The sequence below is a fragment of the Bradyrhizobium manausense genome (genome assembly GCF_001440035.1).
GTDB lineage: Bacteria > Pseudomonadota > Alphaproteobacteria > Rhizobiales > Xanthobacteraceae > Bradyrhizobium > Bradyrhizobium manausense.
This window is the reverse complement of sequence record NZ_LJYG01000080.1, coordinates 42,745-58,281: the sequence shown is the minus strand read 5'-3', so window position 1 is coordinate 58,281 and position 15,537 is coordinate 42,745. Positions and strand designations below refer to the sequence as shown.

15 protein-coding genes and 1 pseudogene are annotated in these 15,537 nt (G+C 61.9%); 11 read left to right on the top strand and 5 right to left on the bottom strand.

Going from position 1 to position 15,537, the window contains the following annotated elements:
* Window positions 1–59: 59 nt before the first annotated feature.
* The 3 genes from AOQ71_RS18060 to AOQ71_RS18050 form a co-directional block, all read right to left on the bottom strand.
* Window positions 60–1,055, bottom strand: a complete 996-nt coding sequence (locus AOQ71_RS18060) for a glutamate cyclase domain-containing protein (RefSeq protein WP_162268377.1) — start codon at window positions 1,053–1,055, stop codon at window positions 60–62.
* 77 nt (window positions 1,056–1,132) lie between these two features.
* Window positions 1,133–2,638: an aldehyde dehydrogenase family protein gene (locus AOQ71_RS18055; protein WP_245316969.1), complete on the bottom strand. Its 1,506-nt coding sequence runs from the start codon at window positions 2,636–2,638 to the stop codon at window positions 1,133–1,135.
* Window positions 2,639–2,661: 23 nt separating this feature from the next.
* Window positions 2,662–3,612: an NAD(P)-dependent oxidoreductase gene (locus AOQ71_RS18050; RefSeq protein WP_057748743.1), complete on the bottom strand. Its 951-nt coding sequence runs from the start codon at window positions 3,610–3,612 to the stop codon at window positions 2,662–2,664.
* Window positions 3,613–3,744: 132 nt separating this feature from the next.
* Here AOQ71_RS18050 and AOQ71_RS18045 point away from each other — a divergent pair, with 132 nt between their 5' ends.
* The 5 genes from AOQ71_RS18045 (at window position 3,745) to AOQ71_RS18025 (ending at window position 7,788) form a co-directional block, all read left to right on the top strand.
* Complete coding sequence (locus AOQ71_RS18045) at window positions 3,745–4,662, top strand: LysR family transcriptional regulator (RefSeq protein WP_083514297.1); 918 nt, start codon at window positions 3,745–3,747, stop codon at window positions 4,660–4,662.
* Between the two features lie 130 nt (window positions 4,663–4,792).
* On the top strand, window positions 4,793–5,635 hold the full coding sequence (locus AOQ71_RS18040; RefSeq protein ID WP_245316964.1) for a transporter substrate-binding domain-containing protein: 843 nt from the start codon (window positions 4,793–4,795) through the stop codon (window positions 5,633–5,635).
* A gap of 25 nt (window positions 5,636–5,660) precedes the next feature.
* A complete protein-coding gene (locus AOQ71_RS18035) occupies window positions 5,661–6,326 on the top strand; it encodes an amino acid ABC transporter permease (RefSeq protein WP_057748692.1) in 666 nt (221 codons plus the stop codon).
* Window positions 6,323–6,973, top strand: a complete 651-nt coding sequence (locus tag AOQ71_RS18030) for an amino acid ABC transporter permease (protein ID WP_057748689.1) — start codon at window positions 6,323–6,325, stop codon at window positions 6,971–6,973. The genes AOQ71_RS18035 and AOQ71_RS18030 overlap by 4 nt, the downstream gene beginning before the upstream one ends.
* An 8-nt stretch (window positions 6,974–6,981) precedes the next feature.
* The gene (locus AOQ71_RS18025) at window positions 6,982–7,788 is read left to right on the top strand and encodes an amino acid ABC transporter ATP-binding protein (RefSeq protein ID WP_057748684.1); all 807 of its coding nucleotides are present in this window, start codon (window positions 6,982–6,984) and stop codon (window positions 7,786–7,788) included.
* A 65-nt stretch (window positions 7,789–7,853) separates the two neighbouring features.
* Here the strand turns inward: AOQ71_RS18025 and AOQ71_RS18020 are convergent, their stop codons facing one another.
* Window positions 7,854–8,750, bottom strand: coding sequence for a LysR substrate-binding domain-containing protein (locus AOQ71_RS18020; protein WP_057748683.1), 897 nt, complete (start codon window positions 8,748–8,750; stop codon window positions 7,854–7,856).
* A 110-nt stretch (window positions 8,751–8,860) separates the two neighbouring features.
* Here AOQ71_RS18020 and AOQ71_RS18015 point away from each other — a divergent pair, with 110 nt between their 5' ends.
* From AOQ71_RS18015 to AOQ71_RS17995, 6 genes and pseudogenes are all read left to right on the top strand, one after another.
* Entirely contained in the window at window positions 8,861–9,610 is a 750-nt protein-coding gene (locus tag AOQ71_RS18015) for an SDR family NAD(P)-dependent oxidoreductase (protein ID WP_057748739.1), read from the top strand.
* Between the two features lie 24 nt (window positions 9,611–9,634).
* A pseudogene (locus tag AOQ71_RS48075) lies at window positions 9,635–9,950 on the top strand (transketolase); the annotation flags it as partial.
* 1 nt (window position 9,951) lies between these two features.
* Window positions 9,952–10,489: thiamine pyrophosphate-dependent enzyme (locus tag AOQ71_RS48070; RefSeq protein WP_245316963.1), on the top strand; the 538-nt coding region annotated here is incomplete at its 5' end.
* Complete coding sequence (locus AOQ71_RS18005; protein ID WP_205668237.1) at window positions 10,486–11,496, top strand: transketolase family protein; 1,011 nt, start codon at window positions 10,486–10,488, stop codon at window positions 11,494–11,496. The genes AOQ71_RS48070 and AOQ71_RS18005, both read left to right, overlap by 4 nt.
* A 175-nt stretch (window positions 11,497–11,671) precedes the next feature.
* Window positions 11,672–12,697, top strand: coding sequence for a TRAP transporter substrate-binding protein (locus AOQ71_RS18000; RefSeq protein ID WP_057748674.1), 1,026 nt, complete (start codon window positions 11,672–11,674; stop codon window positions 12,695–12,697).
* A complete protein-coding gene (locus AOQ71_RS17995) occupies window positions 12,694–14,586 on the top strand; it encodes a TRAP transporter large permease (protein ID WP_057748673.1) in 1,893 nt (630 codons plus the stop codon). The genes AOQ71_RS18000 and AOQ71_RS17995 overlap by 4 nt, the downstream gene beginning before the upstream one ends.
* A gap of 44 nt (window positions 14,587–14,630) precedes the next feature.
* Here AOQ71_RS17995 and AOQ71_RS17990 read toward each other — a convergent pair whose 3' ends face one another.
* Complete coding sequence (locus AOQ71_RS17990) at window positions 14,631–15,521, bottom strand: SMP-30/gluconolactonase/LRE family protein (RefSeq protein WP_057748671.1); 891 nt, start codon at window positions 15,519–15,521, stop codon at window positions 14,631–14,633.
* Window positions 15,522–15,537: the final 16 nt, after the last annotated feature.

The following is a 15,537-nucleotide window of genomic DNA, read 5'->3' as shown; positions in this document are numbered from 1 at the left end:
CTTCAAACCCGGTACGAGACCGATGAAGTCGGGCCCAACAGCGGGATCGTAGCTCGGCGTCACGGCGTCACCTCGCGAGATCGTTGACGCGACGATGAAGCCGGACCAGGCTCGCTTGACGAACTTGCAACGATGCTTTGGAGCAGACTGACAAAGCCCCGATGACCGCTCTCAGAGACACCATCAACGAGGGGCTCGGTGCTTGCCGTCGCGCCATCACGAGCGCCCGCCTTAACGCAGGCTCTGATCAGCTCCGCTTCGAGAGTTTCGTCGTGTAGCAGGTCAGGACTGCCAAGCCCGACAGCAAGTCCGGCGCAAACAGCGTAGGCGCCCCAGTTCGATATTGCAGCGCTGACGATCACGTCCGTCTCGACTGCCGTGACAACGAAGCCATTTGGATGAAAAGCGGCAAGCGCCGTCCGCACCGCGCCGAAGCCGACCTCGTTACCGCCGTCGCCAATTCCTATCGTCAAACGTTTCGCCGCGTGTCCGGCCTCTGCGAGCAAATGGAGGTGCGCCATCGTGCCCGCTGGGCGACGGTCGCCGCGGACGCCGTGGAAAAAACCCTCCGGGTTGGGGCCGTCGAGCTCGACGAAAACGATTGCCGATGGTTGGTGTCGTGCCAGCAGCGCCTCGACGGCCTTGGGCCCATACTTGGAATGAGGTGGGATAGTCTCCACCTTGATCGGCCTTGCCGTGAAGGATCCAACGAGCGCGGCGCAGGCTTCGACTGGCTTAGAATGAGCCTCTTCCGAGACGATCGTGACCTGGGCGCCAAGACCAAGGGCCATAGCCCGTGCAAGAACAGCGGCGCCCGGCGGCCCGTCGGTCTCGCCCTGCGGGAGTTTAGGCGGAACGCCAGCGCCCGTCGCCACGATGACGTGGTCGCCGTAGGCGACGCGCGACATGAGTGCCCTGGCTGCCAACGTGGACAACGGCTCGCCGTGATGACGACGGCAGATCTCGTACATCGGAACGACGAGACCCGGCGGAAGCCCGCCCGAGAGAGGACGGGATTCGATCGTCATCAGGCGATCGAACCGCTCGCCCGCCATGGCCAGAAGAGGGTCCGGACCCGTGGAGTCTTCGGTTAGGAGCATGACCATGGAGACCTCTTGGCCTGTCTCTCTGCTCACACCGTGACGGTCACGCTCTTGCGATAGGTGTAGCTCTCAAGGGCTCCTTCGATGGAATATTCGGCGCCGATGCCGCTCTGTTTCGCGCCGCCGTAGGACATGCCCGCGATCTGACCACCGGCGCGGTTGATCTGGAGCCAGCCTGCATCGATTCGCTCCGCCGCGCGCAGGGCAGTGGTGATGTCGTTCGTGAAGATGTAGGCGGCAAGACCGTAATGGGTGTCGTTCGCCCAGCCGACCATCTCGTCTTCGTTCGTCCAGGGGATCGCAACAAGGACAGGCCCGAAAACCTCCTCGCGCACTACACGCCAGCTATTGTCGACGCCCGTCAGCACGACGGGGCCCGGCATGAAGCCGTCGGTTTCGTTGGCGGGAGCCGGGACTTGGCCGATTTCGACCTTCGCACCACGATCGACGGCCTCGCGGATGAAGGCGCAAACTTCTCCGTAACGCTCGGCATTGATGATCGCGCCGATGTCGGAGGCCTCGTCGAGCGCATCGCCGACCTTCATGGCCTTCAACTTCTCGACCACCTTTGCAACCACCGGACCGAACACGTCCCGGTGGATGAAGAGCCGCGAGCCGGCCGTGCAGGACTGCCCCTGGCGCGCGAAGCGCATGGCGTTGATGACGTTTGTCGCGCAGGTGTCGAGTTGTTCGGGCGTCGCCGCATCGGGATAGACGATGCAGGGGCTCTTGCCGCCGAGCTCAAGGGTGACCTTCGCAATGCGGTCGGCGGCAGCATGCGCCACGAGCTTTCCGACCTCGACCGAGCCTGTGAACGAGATCTTCGACACGTCGGGATGGTTCGACAGTGGCGCACCGGCTTCGATGCCCGTTCCGGTGACGACATTGAAGACGCCAGCCGGGAAGATGTCGGCGGCAAGCTCCGCGACCTTGATGACCGCGAGCGGCGCGTCCTCGGCGGGCTTCAGAACCAGCGTATTGCCGGTGCCGAGCGCCATGCCGATCTTCACGGCCGCGAGGACGAGGGGCGAATTCCAGGGGATGATTGCGCCGACGACGCCAAGCGGCTCTCGTGTCGTGTAGCTGAATATCCCCGGGCCGAGCGGCAACGTCTCGCCCTTCTGCTCGGACACCACGCCGCCGTAGTAGCGCAGAACCTCGGCAGTGCTCGCGACCTCGGGTCGGCTTTGCGTGCGCAGCGCGTTACCCGTTTCGGCCGCCAGGACCTTGGCGATCTCTTCGGCATGCGCCGATACGCGATTACCGAGTTCGGTCAGAAGCGCGCCGCGGGCTCGGGCTGCCATGCGGCGCCACGCCGGAAAAGCCGCCTTGGCTGCCGCGACTGCAGCATCGACGTCCTGCTTGTCTGCAGCCCCAACCATGGCGACGATATCGCGTCGGCAGGGATTCTCGACGGCCATCGTGCGGCCCGAGACGGGCTTGATCCACTTTCCGCCGATGAAGTTGCCCAATAGCCCGGAGCGGGGCAACGTCAGTTCGGAATCGTAGCTGGTCGTGGCGATTTGCGCTCTCATTTGTTCGTTCCTGGTCTTCGAAATCATGCTGCGGGCTGACGGAGATTGACCTTGAGCAGTCGCTCATAGACCTCCGAAACACTGGTAGAATCCTTTCCGCCGAGACCGTCCGCGCGGGCGGTATTGTAGATCTGGCGAACGAGCTGCCCGAGATACATCGGGGATGCCGTGAACTCGTCGAGTGCGAGCGAGATGTCCTTGTGCATCAGGTCGAGCGCGAAGAAGGCAGGCCGTTCCTGCGTGAAGAGCGTCTTGCCGAGCCAATCCAACATCTTGCTGCCGGCGAGCCCCCCGCCGAGAACCTCGAGCAGCACGTCTAGCCTTGCGCCGGACTTCACGCTGGCTGCCAGCACCTCGCCAAGCGCTACGGTGTTGATCGCGGTCAATAGGTTGTGGCTTAACTTCATGAGTTGGCCGGATCCGACCGGGCCGCAATAAATGATCTTGCCGGCCAGCGTCTCAAGAACGGAGCGCGTTGCATCCAGCACGGCCTGGTCGCCCCCAATCATGATCAGGAGCTTGCCGTTTTCGGCGCCGGCGACGCCGCCGCTGACGGGCGCATCGAGATAGTTGATCCCGGCTTTGTCGCAGATCGCAGCGACCGCCTTGGTGGTGGCGGGGTCGACCGTACTGAAATCGACTACGGTCGCGCCCTTCTTCGCGGCGGCGAGGATCCCGTCCTCACCGGTCACTGCCGCGTTCAAGGCCGCTGGAGAAGGGAGGCTCGCCAGTATGAAATCGGCGCCGGCGGCCGCGGTCCTGGGGCTTGCGGCAGCCTCCACGCCAGCCGCGGCGAGCTTGGCGACGGCCGCCGCGTTGGGGTCGAAGGCCCGTACCTTATGCCCGGCTTCGGCAAGCCGACGCGCCATATGTGAACCCATGCGGCCAACACCTAAGAAGGCGATCGTCGGCATCGATAAATCCTCGCGATATTGGCCATTCGGCCGGTCAAAACTCGGCGATCGCGGCCTCATCTTCGCAATGACCGCGATCACAGGGGTGATGCCGACGCTTTTAGGTCCGGTTCGACGAGCCCCGGAAGACCAGTCCAATTGACGCGAGGCGAAAGAAATTCTTACTGTATGCTTCTTTGGAGACATGCGAGTTTGGCACTCAGTCTTTCACGGCTGCGTCTTTTTCACGAACTTTCCGAGCTCGGTACGATCTCGGCGGTGGCACGGGCGCTCGGCCAAACACGGCCGGCTGTGTCTCAACAGTTGGCGCTGCTCGAACGGGAGGCGGGAGCGGTACTTTTTGAACGTTCGGCAGGAGGGCTTCGCTTGACCACCAAGGGCCAGCAACTTCTGGATCGCGTCACGCCACTGCTGCAACTGGCAGACCGCATCGAGGCCGAACTCGACGAAAAGGACGGGCCTCCTGCGGGCGAACTACGACTTGCCGCATTCGGGAGTGTCGCGACCAGCATCGTTCCAAGAGCTCTGGGCTATCTCCACAAGACACACCCCCTTATTGATGCCAGCTTCGTCGAACTTGAGCCGACCGAGGGTCTCAAGGCAACCGTCGCCAAGCAGGTCGATATCGCAATTGTCGACGATTATACCGATGCAAATGCGTACCAGCAGGCCCTCGAATTCCACCCGCTCTATGTCGATGCCCTCAATGCGATCCTCTCTTCAGATCACCGTTTTGCGAAGGCCGACTTGACAAGCATAGAGCTCAAGGATCTCTCGAACGAGAAGTGGGCGATCAACCAAACCGCGGTCGCCTATCAGCAGAACTTGACGAACGCGTGCTTGGCCGCGGGATTCGAAATGAAAATTGGCTGCAGCGCTCGTAATATTTCTGCCACCCTTGAGATGGTACGCACCGGGCAATTTGTAACAGTCCTGCCGGGACTGGCGGTGCAGCCCCTCGACAAGGATCCCGACTTTCGCGTTCTTCCCATTACGCCCGCACTACACAGACACATATTCAGCGCCGTCCCCAAGGGCACGTCCCGGCGCCCCGTCGTCGCCGCTGCATTGGCGGCCCTAGAGCGAGCGGCCCTCAATTGCCGCCTCTAAAACGTTGGCGGCGTAACTATTTCTAACGTGCTCCGTCAGGAGCCGTGTTCTTTCGCCGCAGCAGGTCGAGCGCTAGTGGTTGAGCAAAGGCCACGTCTTCTAACTTTCCAATAACCAATGGAGCATGGACATGCGAAGCTTTGGACGGCGGTTCATCACCGGTCTGGTTGCGGCATTCTGCGGGTTCGCGCTTGGGGCCGGGACGAGCCAGGCTCAGGAGAAGTCCAGGCTGGATGAAATCCTGGCGCGGGGCAAGCTGGTCGTCGGCGTGTCGAGCGAGTCACCTCCCTTCGGCTTCGTCGACGAGAAGGGGGAGCTTGTCGGTTTCGACATCGATGTTGCCCGGCTGATCGCCAAGGCAACGTTCGGTGATCCCAACAAAATCGAATTTATTCGCCAGAGCGCAGCCCAGCGCTGGCCCAATGCCCAGAACGGCACGATCGACTTTGGCGCGCAGACGACCACGATCTACGCCGACCGCGCGCAGCGCGTCGCATTCACCCGCAACTATATCGATGGTGGCATTGTCCTCATCGTCCGTAAGGATGCGCCGTTCAAGACGCTCGACGATCTGAACAAGCCGAACGTCACCATCGCAAATCTGACCACGCCGACCCAGGAAGAACGCGCCAAGCGCCTCTTCCCGCAGGCCAAGCTCCAGACTTTTGACGGCATCGCCTCGCAATTCAACTCTGTGAAGCTTGGTCGAGCTCAGGCAGCCCAGCTCGATGCTCCCGTCGCGGCCTGGTATGTCAAAAGCAACCCGGACATGCGCGTCATGGAAACTCGCCTAACGGATGTCGTTAACACCGGCCTCTTTATGAAACCGGGCGATTTCAGGCTTTGGCAGTATTTCGACCTCGTGGTGTCTGAGATGACCGGGGGCTATCTTTTCGCCGATTACAGTGCGATCTACGAGAAATGGTTCGGCGAAAAGCCGAAGAATGCGAAGTGGTATCTCAACAACAACTAATCGACAGGCGCAGAGAGGGCGGGTGATGGATTGGTCACAGTTTGGCAGCTTCGCCGCCCGCTACCTTCCGCAACTCTGGAACGGAATGCTCGTTACCATCGCCGTCGCTGCGCTCGCGGCGCCGACGGCTGTCGCAATCGGCGTAGTTCTTACGGTGCCGCGCGTGGCTGGCTGGCGGCTGCTCAGCGGTTTCGTGCGAGCCTATATAGAGGTGATGAGGAATACGCCACTCCTCGTCCAGATGTATCTGCTCTTCTTTGGTCTTCCGATCCTTGGAATCTTCTGGGACGAGATCACTTGCGGTGTTCTCGCCGTCTCGCTTCAACATGCAGCCTTTTTGTCTGAACTTATTCGCAGCGGCATCGCAGCCGTGAGCCCCAAGCAATGGGAGGCAGGCCAGGCGATCGGTATGCGACGCTGGGCAGTTTTTCGTCAGATCATTCTCCCTCAGGCTGCGATCAAGGTCATGGCACCCGTCTCGAACCAATTGATCGTCCTCGTGAAGGACACGTCTCTCGTATCGGCGATCGGTGTGCTCGACCTGACGCTATCTGGCAAAGTCATCATCGAAAGATCAGGAGCATCCTTCGAGGTGTTCATTCTCGTTGCGGCACTCTATCTGATCCTGACAAGCGTCATAGGCGCAGGCTTCCGGATCAGCGAGGCGCGCTTTACGCGGAGGCTCGGATGAGCATATCCGTCCTTCTCGCTAATCTGCCCTACCTATTCCAGGGTGCGGTAGTAACGCTATGGCTGGCCTTCATTGTCGTGACAGCAGGGACGCTTCTTGGCGCGATCGTTGGAACGATCGCGAGCGGCGGTGGGCGGATTCTCCGGGCGATCGTCACGGCTTATGTCTTCATCTTTCGTGGCATTCCGGTACTGGTCGTGATGTTTCTCGGCTTCTACACCTTCCCGGCACTTGGAATCCGGCTCAGCGCCTATGCTGCGGTGACGATATCAATGATCGTCTATGTCGGCGCCTTCGTCACCGAGGCGGTGCGCGGTGCCATCGCGGCCGTGCCAGCCGGCCAGGTTGCAGCAGCCAAGAGCCTTGGCATGCGGCGGCTGACCATGCTGCGTGAAGTCGTCTTGCCTCAGGCGGCGCGTCTTGCGATCGCTCCGATCCTCAACATCTCGCTTATGGCGATCAAACAGACCTCCTACGCTTCAGTCGTCGGAGCCTGGGAGCTCTCGTTCGCGGCTCGAGAGATCGTCGAGAGAACGCTCGCAGCTTTCCAGATCTTCCTTGGCGTCATGATGATCTACTTCTTGATCTGCTATCCCATTTCGTTGCTCGCGAACTTTTGCGAGCGGAAACTTTCCTTCGATCATTGAGGCTGCCCATGCCCATCCCCGCCGGCGCGCCCATCGTCGTTTCCGTAAATGGTCTTGTGAAATCCTTCGGACCGCATCGCGTCTTGAATGGTGTTTCGTTCGACGTGCGGCGCGGTGAAGTCGTTGTCGTTCTCGGCCCAAGCGGATCGGGTAAGTCCACAATGCTGCGTTGCGTCAACTTCCTTGAGACATTCGAGGGCGGCACCATCACCGTCGATGGTGCGCCGGTCGGGTATCGAAGCGACGGCCAGGGCCGGCGCCGCATGCTTGACGAGAAGATGGTTGCGGAGAATCGCGAGCGCGTCGGAATGGTGTTTCAGAGCTTTAATCTGTTCTCACATCGGACTGTCCTCCAAAACGTCATGATGGGTCCTGTATCCGTCCAGCACCGAGACAAGTCTGAGGTGAGAAAGCAGGCGCTGGAATTGCTGGAGAAAGTCGGGATGGCCGAGAAGGCCGACCAATATCCCGCACGTCTCTCCGGCGGCCAGCAGCAGCGCGTGGCAATAGCGCGCGCTCTAGCGATGAGACCAGCTGTTATGCTTTTTGACGAGGCGACGTCGGCTCTCGATCCCGAGCTCGTTGGTGAGGTGCTCCGCGTCATGCGCGAACTTGCCACAGAAGGCATGACGATGGTGGTGGTCACGCACGAAATGAGCTTCGCTCGTGAAGTTGCGGATCGCGTTATCTTCATGGACGGTGGCGCAATCGTGGAGCAAGGCGTGCCGCACGAGATCATGGCGAACCCTCAAACAGAGAGGTTTCGGTCGTTTCTGGGGACCGACCGACCTGATCGCGGAGCTCGAATTGCTTAGCGTCTAGTTGCGAATGAGCCCTATGTCATGGGCGTGCCGCGAGCTTCTCGAGCGTTCGCGTCAGTTCAGTGCGAGGAACCGGCGTCTTCCCCACCAAGCTGCGCCACGAGCCAATCTGCAAAGGCCCGCACTGCCGATCTCTGTCGGCTGGCGCGGGGATAGATCAAGCGGTGACCGACGTAGCGGATATCGTTTGCGCGGCCCGCCAAGGGAGCCACCAATCGTCCGCTGGCTAGTTCACGTTCCGCTAGCAGTGTTGATTCCAGTGCCACGCCCAATCCCTCGACAGCCGTCGCAATCGCCAGAAAGCTCCGGTCGAATCTCATGCCGTGTAGGGCGGGGGCTTCCAATCCATTAGCTGCGAACCACTGGTGCCATTGAATCTGCTTCACATCTGAACGGATGAGCGTCTGATCGAGGAGATCCGCGGGCTTTCTTATAGAACTTCCGAGGGAGGGCGAACAGAGCGGTGTGACTGTCTCCTCCGGAAGAGGGACGACCTCGACGCCCTCCGCACGCGACGGACCGTAAACGATGTCGATATCGAAATCATCGTTGCTAAAGCGAGCGTAGTCCGTGCTGGCAGCCAGCCGAACTTCGAGCTTCGGGTAAGCGGCGAGAAACTGTGCGAGCCGTGGTGCCAGCCATTGCGCGGCAAAGCTGGGCGCTGAGTGGACGCGCACCAATTGCGGTCCGCGTGCGGCGACTTCCTCCAGGCCACGGCGTAGCTGGTCAAAAGCCGCTCCGGTGTGTCGCATCAAATTCTCGCCGGCCGGCGTGAGCCGCACCGAGCGCGCGCTGCGCTCGAACAGAACCGTGCGAAGCGTGGCCTCCAGCTTGCGGATGGCATGACTGACGGCACTTGGCGTCAGGTGAAGCTCATTCGCCGCATCGCGAAACGATCCGGTGCGGGCCGCGGCTTCAAAGACACGAATTGCCGATATCGGGACATTCGACAGCATTTCACAAGTGAACCAGATTCATCGATCCATGACAACTGTGCGTTTGTCCATTGGCCTTCTGCGGGTCATTCCTAGCCTTACCAAGGAAGAACAACATGCGGGAGGAACTGATGCTGCTCAGCGGTAAGACGGCCATCGTTTCGGGCGCGGCCTCGCCGCGCGGGATCGGGCTTGCCACCGCTCGGCGGTTCGCCGCCGAGGGCGCTCGGGTCGCCATTCTGGACATCGACGCCGACGCTGCGGCGGATGCTGCGACATCCCTTGGAAAATCCCACATCGGACTTCGGTGCGACGTCGCCGACAAACCATCCTGCGAGCAGGCGGTGGCCCGAGTGATCGAATCCTTCGGCGGCATCGATGTTCTGATCAACAACGCCGGCATCACCCAGCCGGTGAAGCTCTTGGAGATTTCGGCGGCCGATTGGGATCGCATCCAGGACGTCAACCTGAAGGGAGTTCTGTTCCTCTCCCAGGCCGTGATTCCCCACATGCGCGCACGGAAGTCTGGATCGATTGCATGCATGTCGTCGGTGTCGGCCCAGCGCGGCGGCGGAATCTTTGGCGGCCCTCATTATTCGGCGGCGAAAGCCGGCGTGCTTGGTCTCGCCAAGGCGATGGCCCGTGAATTCGGCCCGGACGGTATCCGCGTCAATTGCGTGACGCCGGGCCTGATCGGCACCGATATCACCGCGGGGAAATTGACCGACGAGATGAGGACGAAGATCCTGGAAGGCATTCCGCTCAATCGTCTCGGCACCGCCGAAGACGTCGCCGGCATCTACACCTTCCTGGCCTCAGATCTCTCAGCATACGTCACCGGCGCCGTGATCGATGTCAACGGCGGCATGCTGATCCACTGAGCCAGCGAGACGAGGTCCCGATCGATGAAAACGCCGACCAACACGCTTACCAACACGCCCAAGCTGGCGGACCGCGCGTACAACATTCGCCGCAATGCGCTGCGCATGGGCGAAGTCCAGGGCCAGGGCTATATCGCACAGGCGCTGGACATCTCCGACGTTCTCGCCGTGGCCTACTTTCACGCGATGCGCTACCGGGCTGAAGATCCGTCGTGGGAGGAGCGCGACCGCTTCCTTCTCTCCAACGGGCATTATGCCATCGCTCTCTACGCGGCTTTGATTGAGGCGGGGATCATCCCCGAGGAAGAACTCGAAACCTATGGCAGCGACGAGAGTCGCCNCCTGCCGATGTCGGGCATGGCTTCCTACACGCCTGGCATGGAAATGTCGGGCGGCTCGCTCGGGCTTGGGCTGAGCATAGCCGTCGGCATAGGGTTGGGGCTCAAGCGCAAGAAATCCGACGCGCGGGTGTACACGTTGTTCTCCGATGGCGAGCTCGATGAAGGCTCGGTCTGGGAAGCGATCCAGTCGGCGGGCCACTACAAGCTCGACAATCTGATCGGCATCGTCGACGTCAATAATCAGCAGGCGGACGGTCCTTCGACGCAGGTCATGGCGTTCGAGCCGCTGGTCGAGAAGCTTGAAGCTTTTGGCTGGTTCGTGCAGCGGATCGACGGCAACGATCTCGATGCCGTGGTTGAGGCGTTCGATGTCGCCAAGTCTCATCCCGCGTCCAAGCCGCGGATGATCGTCGCCGACACGCTGATGGGCAAGGGCGTTCCTTTCCTGGAGCAGCGAGAGAAGAACCATTTCATCCGCGTCGAGCAGCACGAATGGCAGCTCGCGCTGGCCGCACTGGAAGCCGGGAGGCAGGCATGAAGGCCGTCAGATCAGCACCACAGCCGGGGAAGCCGCGCCTGACCACCTCCGCAATGATCGCATCGATCGCGGCGGAAGGGCAGAAGACCAAGCCGGCGCCCTTTGGCCACGCACTCGTCGAACTCGCACGCCACCGCTCCGAGGTGGTCGGCATGACGGCAGATCTCGGCAAGTACACCGACCTGCACATCTTCGCGAAGGAATTCCCGGACCGCTATTACCAGATGGGTATGGCCGAGCAGCTTCTGTTCGGCGCGGCCTCCGGCCTTGCCGCCGAAGGCTTCATGCCGTTCGCGACCACTTACGCCGTGTTCGCCTCGCGGCGGGCGTACGATTTCATCCACCAGACGATCGCGGAGGAAGACCGCAACGTGAAGATCGTCTGCGCATTGCCGGGCCTGACCTCGGGCTATGGTCCGAGCCATCAGGCCGCGGAGGATCTCGCACTGTTTCGCGCCATGCCGAACATGACGGTCATCGATCCCTGCGATGCCCATGAAATCGGGCAACTGGTGCCCGCGATCGCGGCGCATCAGGGGCCGGTCTACATGCGCCTGCTGCGAGGCCAGGTGCCGGTTGTGCTCGACGAATATGACTACAAGTTCGAGCTGGGCAAAGCCAAGCTGATCCGCGACGGGAAGGATGTTCTGATCATCTCATCCGGCATCATGACCATGCGTGCGCTCGAGGCGTTGCAAATTCTGACGAACGACCGCGTCGATGCCGCGGTGCTCCACGTTCCGACCATCAAGCCGCTCGACGCCGAGACGATACTGCGTGAAGGCGGCAAGTCAGGCCGCCTGGTGGTCGTTGCCGAAAACCACACGACGATTGGCGGTCTCGGCGAGGCGGTCGCCGCGCTCCTGATGCGCTCAGGGGTCCATCCGCCGTTCCGCCAGATCGCATTGCCGGACGAATTTCTTGACGCCGGCGCACTACCGACACTGCACGACCGCTACGGCATTTCCACCGCCGAGGTCGCAAGGCAGATCAAGCAGTGGCTTTAACGCACCGGCACTGACCGCCGATCAGGCCAAATCCGAGTGAAGAGTCCGCCCGCTGCATGTAGGGCGGGCGTGCGATGGCTGTTGCCCGAATGCGGCCGGCGAGGAGCCCGCACAGCTGAAAACAGCGCAGGCTCATGCAGCCGGCACAACGTCAATACAGGACCAGGAGGAAAACATGACTGTCTCGAAGCCCGGACGCATCAGCCGCCGTTCGCTATTAATCGCGGCGAGCGCGGTACCTCTCTGCGGGGTTCTGACCCGCCCGGCATCCGCCGCCGAGTTCGTCTACAAGTTCGCCACCGGACAGGACCCGACCCATCCGGTGAACATCCGCGCCCAAGAAGCGATCGACCGCATCCGCGAAGCGACCAGCGGACGGCTGGAGATCAGGCTGTTCCCGGCCAATCAGCTCGGCTCCGACACCGAGCTCCTGACCCAGGTGCGCAGCGGCGGCGTGGAGTTCTTCAACCAATCGTCCTCGATCCTTGCCACCCTGGTGCCGAGCGCCGGCATCGTGAACACGGGTTTCGCATTCACCGACTACGGGAGCGTATGGAAAGCGATGGACGGCGACCTCGGCAGCTACATCCGGGCGCAGATCGCCAAGACCCCGATCATGGCGGTGTCGAAGGCCTGGGACAACGGCTTCCGCCAGGTGACCTCGTCCGGCCGCGAGATCCGCACCCCGGATGATCTGAAGAATTTCCAGATACGCGTTCCGCCCGCGCCGCTATTGACCTCGCTGTTCAAGGCCCTAGGCGCCGGGCCGACGCCGATCAACTTCAACGAGGTTTATTCCGCGCTGCAGACCAAGGTCGTCGACGGCCAGGAGAATCCCTTGCCCATCATCGCGACCGCGCGCCTTTACGAAGTGCAGAGCACATGCAGCCTGACCGGGCATGTCTGGGACGGCTACTGGATCCTCGGCAACAAGCGCGCCTTCGAGCGCCTGCCCAAGGACGTGCAGGAGATCGTGACGCGCGAACTCGACCGCTCTGCGGTCGATCAGCGTGCCGACATCGCAAAGCTCAGCCAGTCGCTGCGCAACGACCTCTCGGCCAAGGGTCTCAAATTCATCGACGTCGATCGCGCCGCCTTCCGCCAGGCCTTGGCCAAGACCAGCTTCTACGCCGACTGGAAAGCTAAGTTTGGCGAGGAGGCATGGTCGCAGCTCGAAAAAGCCGCGGGCCAGCTATCATGACCAGCGTGAGCCATCCGCCCCACGTCGATGCGGGTGTGGGGGCCAGCGCCCCGCATGCAAGCTGGCGCAGTTGGGTGATAACGGCGAACACGGTGCTTGGTCATGTTGTGGCGGTCCCGGCAGCACTGCTCGTGCTGGCGGAGATCGCTGTGCTGTCTGCCGGCATCGTGGGTCGATACGTGTTCCGCTCGCCGATCATCTGGTCTGATGAGCTTGCCGGCATTCTCTTCCTCTGGCTCGCCATGCTGGGATCGGTGATTGCGTTTCAACGCGGCGAGCACATGCGCATGACCGCCATTGTCGGTGTGCTGCGTGCGGAACTGCGCGCGTTCCTGGACACCGTCGCGGCCGCAGCGTCGCTGGCCTTCCTCGTGCTGGTCGTCTGGCCGGCCTATGAGTTCGCGGCCGACGAGGCCTTCGTGACGACGCCGGCGCTTGAGATCGTCAACAGCTGGCGCGCGGCGGCGTTGCCGATCGGGATCGGCTTGATGCTGACTGCAGCGGTCCTCCGGCTGATCCGCATCGCGAGCCTGCGCAGCTTGCTGGCTTCGGTCGCGATGGTCGCAGGCATCATCACGAGCTTCGTTCTGCTCGCTCCCGTCTTGAAGCCCCTCGGCAATCTGAATCTCCTGATCTTCTTCGTGTTCGTGGTCGGCGCGATGGTCTTCGCGGCCGTGCCGATCGCGTTCGCGTTCGGCCTCGCCACGGTCGGCTACCTCGCCCTGACAACCAGCACGCCCGACGTGGTAATGATCGGGCGAATGGACGAGGGCATGAGCCACCTGATCCTGCTCGCCGTGCCTCTCTTCGTTTTTCTCGGACTTCTGATCGAGATGACCGGTATGGCCCGCGCCATGGTCGGCTTCCTGGCGAGCCTGCTGGGCCACGTGCGTGGCGGACTGCACTACGTGCTGGTCGGAGCGATGTATCTGGTCTCGGGCATTTCCGGCTCCAAGGCAGCGGACATGGCTGCGGTGGCTCCTGTGCTGTTTCCCGAGATGCGGCAGCGCGGGGCTAAACCGGGCGACCTCGTTGCGCTTCTGGCGGCAACCGGCGCGCAGACCGAAACGATCCCGCCCTCGTTGGTCCTGATCACGATCGGCTCGGTCACCGGCGTGTCGATTTCGGCGCTCTTCACTGGTGGGTTGCTCCCGGGCGTGGTGCTCGCGGTCATGCTCGCGGCCGTGGTGTGGTGGCGATACCGTCGCGAAGACCTGTCTCACGTCAAACGGGCTAGCGGCCGGCAAATCGGGCGGGCCTTTGTGATCGCGATACCTGCTATCGCACTGCCGTTCGTGATCCGCACGGCGGTCGTCGAGGGCGTGGCAACGGCAACGGAAGTCTCGACGATCGGTATCCTGTACTCGGTCTGCGCGGGTCTGTTCATCTACCGCCAGTTCGACTGGCGTCGCATCTATCCGATGCTGGTCGAGACAGCCTCGCTGTCCGGAGCTATTCTGCTCATCATTGGCGCGGCGACAGGCATGGCCTGGGCGCTGACCCAATCGGGATTTTCAGCCTCTCTGGCCAAATTCATGACCAGCCTTCCGGGCGGGGTCCCCGTCTTCCTGGCCGTTACGATCGTGACGTTCGTGATCCTCGGCAGCGTGCTGGAGGGAATCCCGGCCATTGTCTTGTTCGGTCCGCTGCTGTTCCCGATCGCGCGGCAGGTCGGGGTGCACGATGTCCACTACGCGATGGTGGTCGTCCTCGCCATGGGCATCGGCCTGTTCGCGCCGCCGTTCGGCGTCGGCTACTACGCGGCCTGCGCCATCAGCCGCATCAATCCGGACGAGGGCATGAAGCCGATTGTGGGCTATATGATCGCGCTCCTGATCGGCACGCTGATCGTTGCCGCCGTGCCCTGGCTGTCGATCGGCTTTCTTTGATAACGGGCGAGGCGCCCTCGCGAAACAATCGCGAGGGCATCTCGTCAGGCGAATTTCGGCAGATGCAGCGGGAGACCTTCGCAGGGCATATCGATCTCCTCGACCTGGCCCTTGCCGACCTCAGTGACGCGTAGCTTCCTGCCTTCGAGCGCAAAGGCACAATTGGTCGGCTGGGGTCCGTCCAGGACCAGACGATCGGCGACCTCACCCCGCCGGTCGAGCACCGTAACGTTCTTCTGGTTATAGACCGTGCAATAGAGCCGGCCGTCCGTTCCGAAGGCCATCCCATCCGGCCCTTTGAAGTCCGGATTCGAATCCGGCTGCAGCACGTTGCCGAAGAGGACGCGTTTCGGCGCTGCCTCGCCAAGCACGTCATATCGGTAGATCTCGCCGCTGAAGGATGCGTTGGCGTAAAGGTGATTGTCGGGACCGAAGGCAATGCCGTTGGTGAAGCGGATCTTGCGATCGAGTACGCGGAGCACCTTCATGGCTGCGGGATCGATCTCGTATACACGGCCGTCCCAGTCGAGATCCATATAACCGTCGACGAAGGCCTGGCCGTTGATGAAATCCTCGGCGGCCATTCCGGAGTCAGTCATGTAGAGCAATCCGTTCGGACCAAAGCAGAGATCGTTCGGAAACAGGAAGCGATCAGCGCCTTCGCCCTGCATGCGCCGGATCTCGTTGCCGCTCTCGTCAATGCAGATCAAGGCCCGGAGGCCAGCTTCCGCGATCCAGATCCGGCCGTGGCCGTCGGTCGTCAGTCCATTCGGACGGCCACCCGTCGTTCGGATCACACGGCGATTGCCGCGAGGATCGAGCCGCGTGACGCAAAGGGTCGAGGCCGACATCTCCGTGACATACATCGAACCGTCGGGCAGGCACACCGGACCCTCCGGCGCGCCAATTCCGGTTGCAAACAGTCTCGACGCCATTCATCCCTCCCGTTCT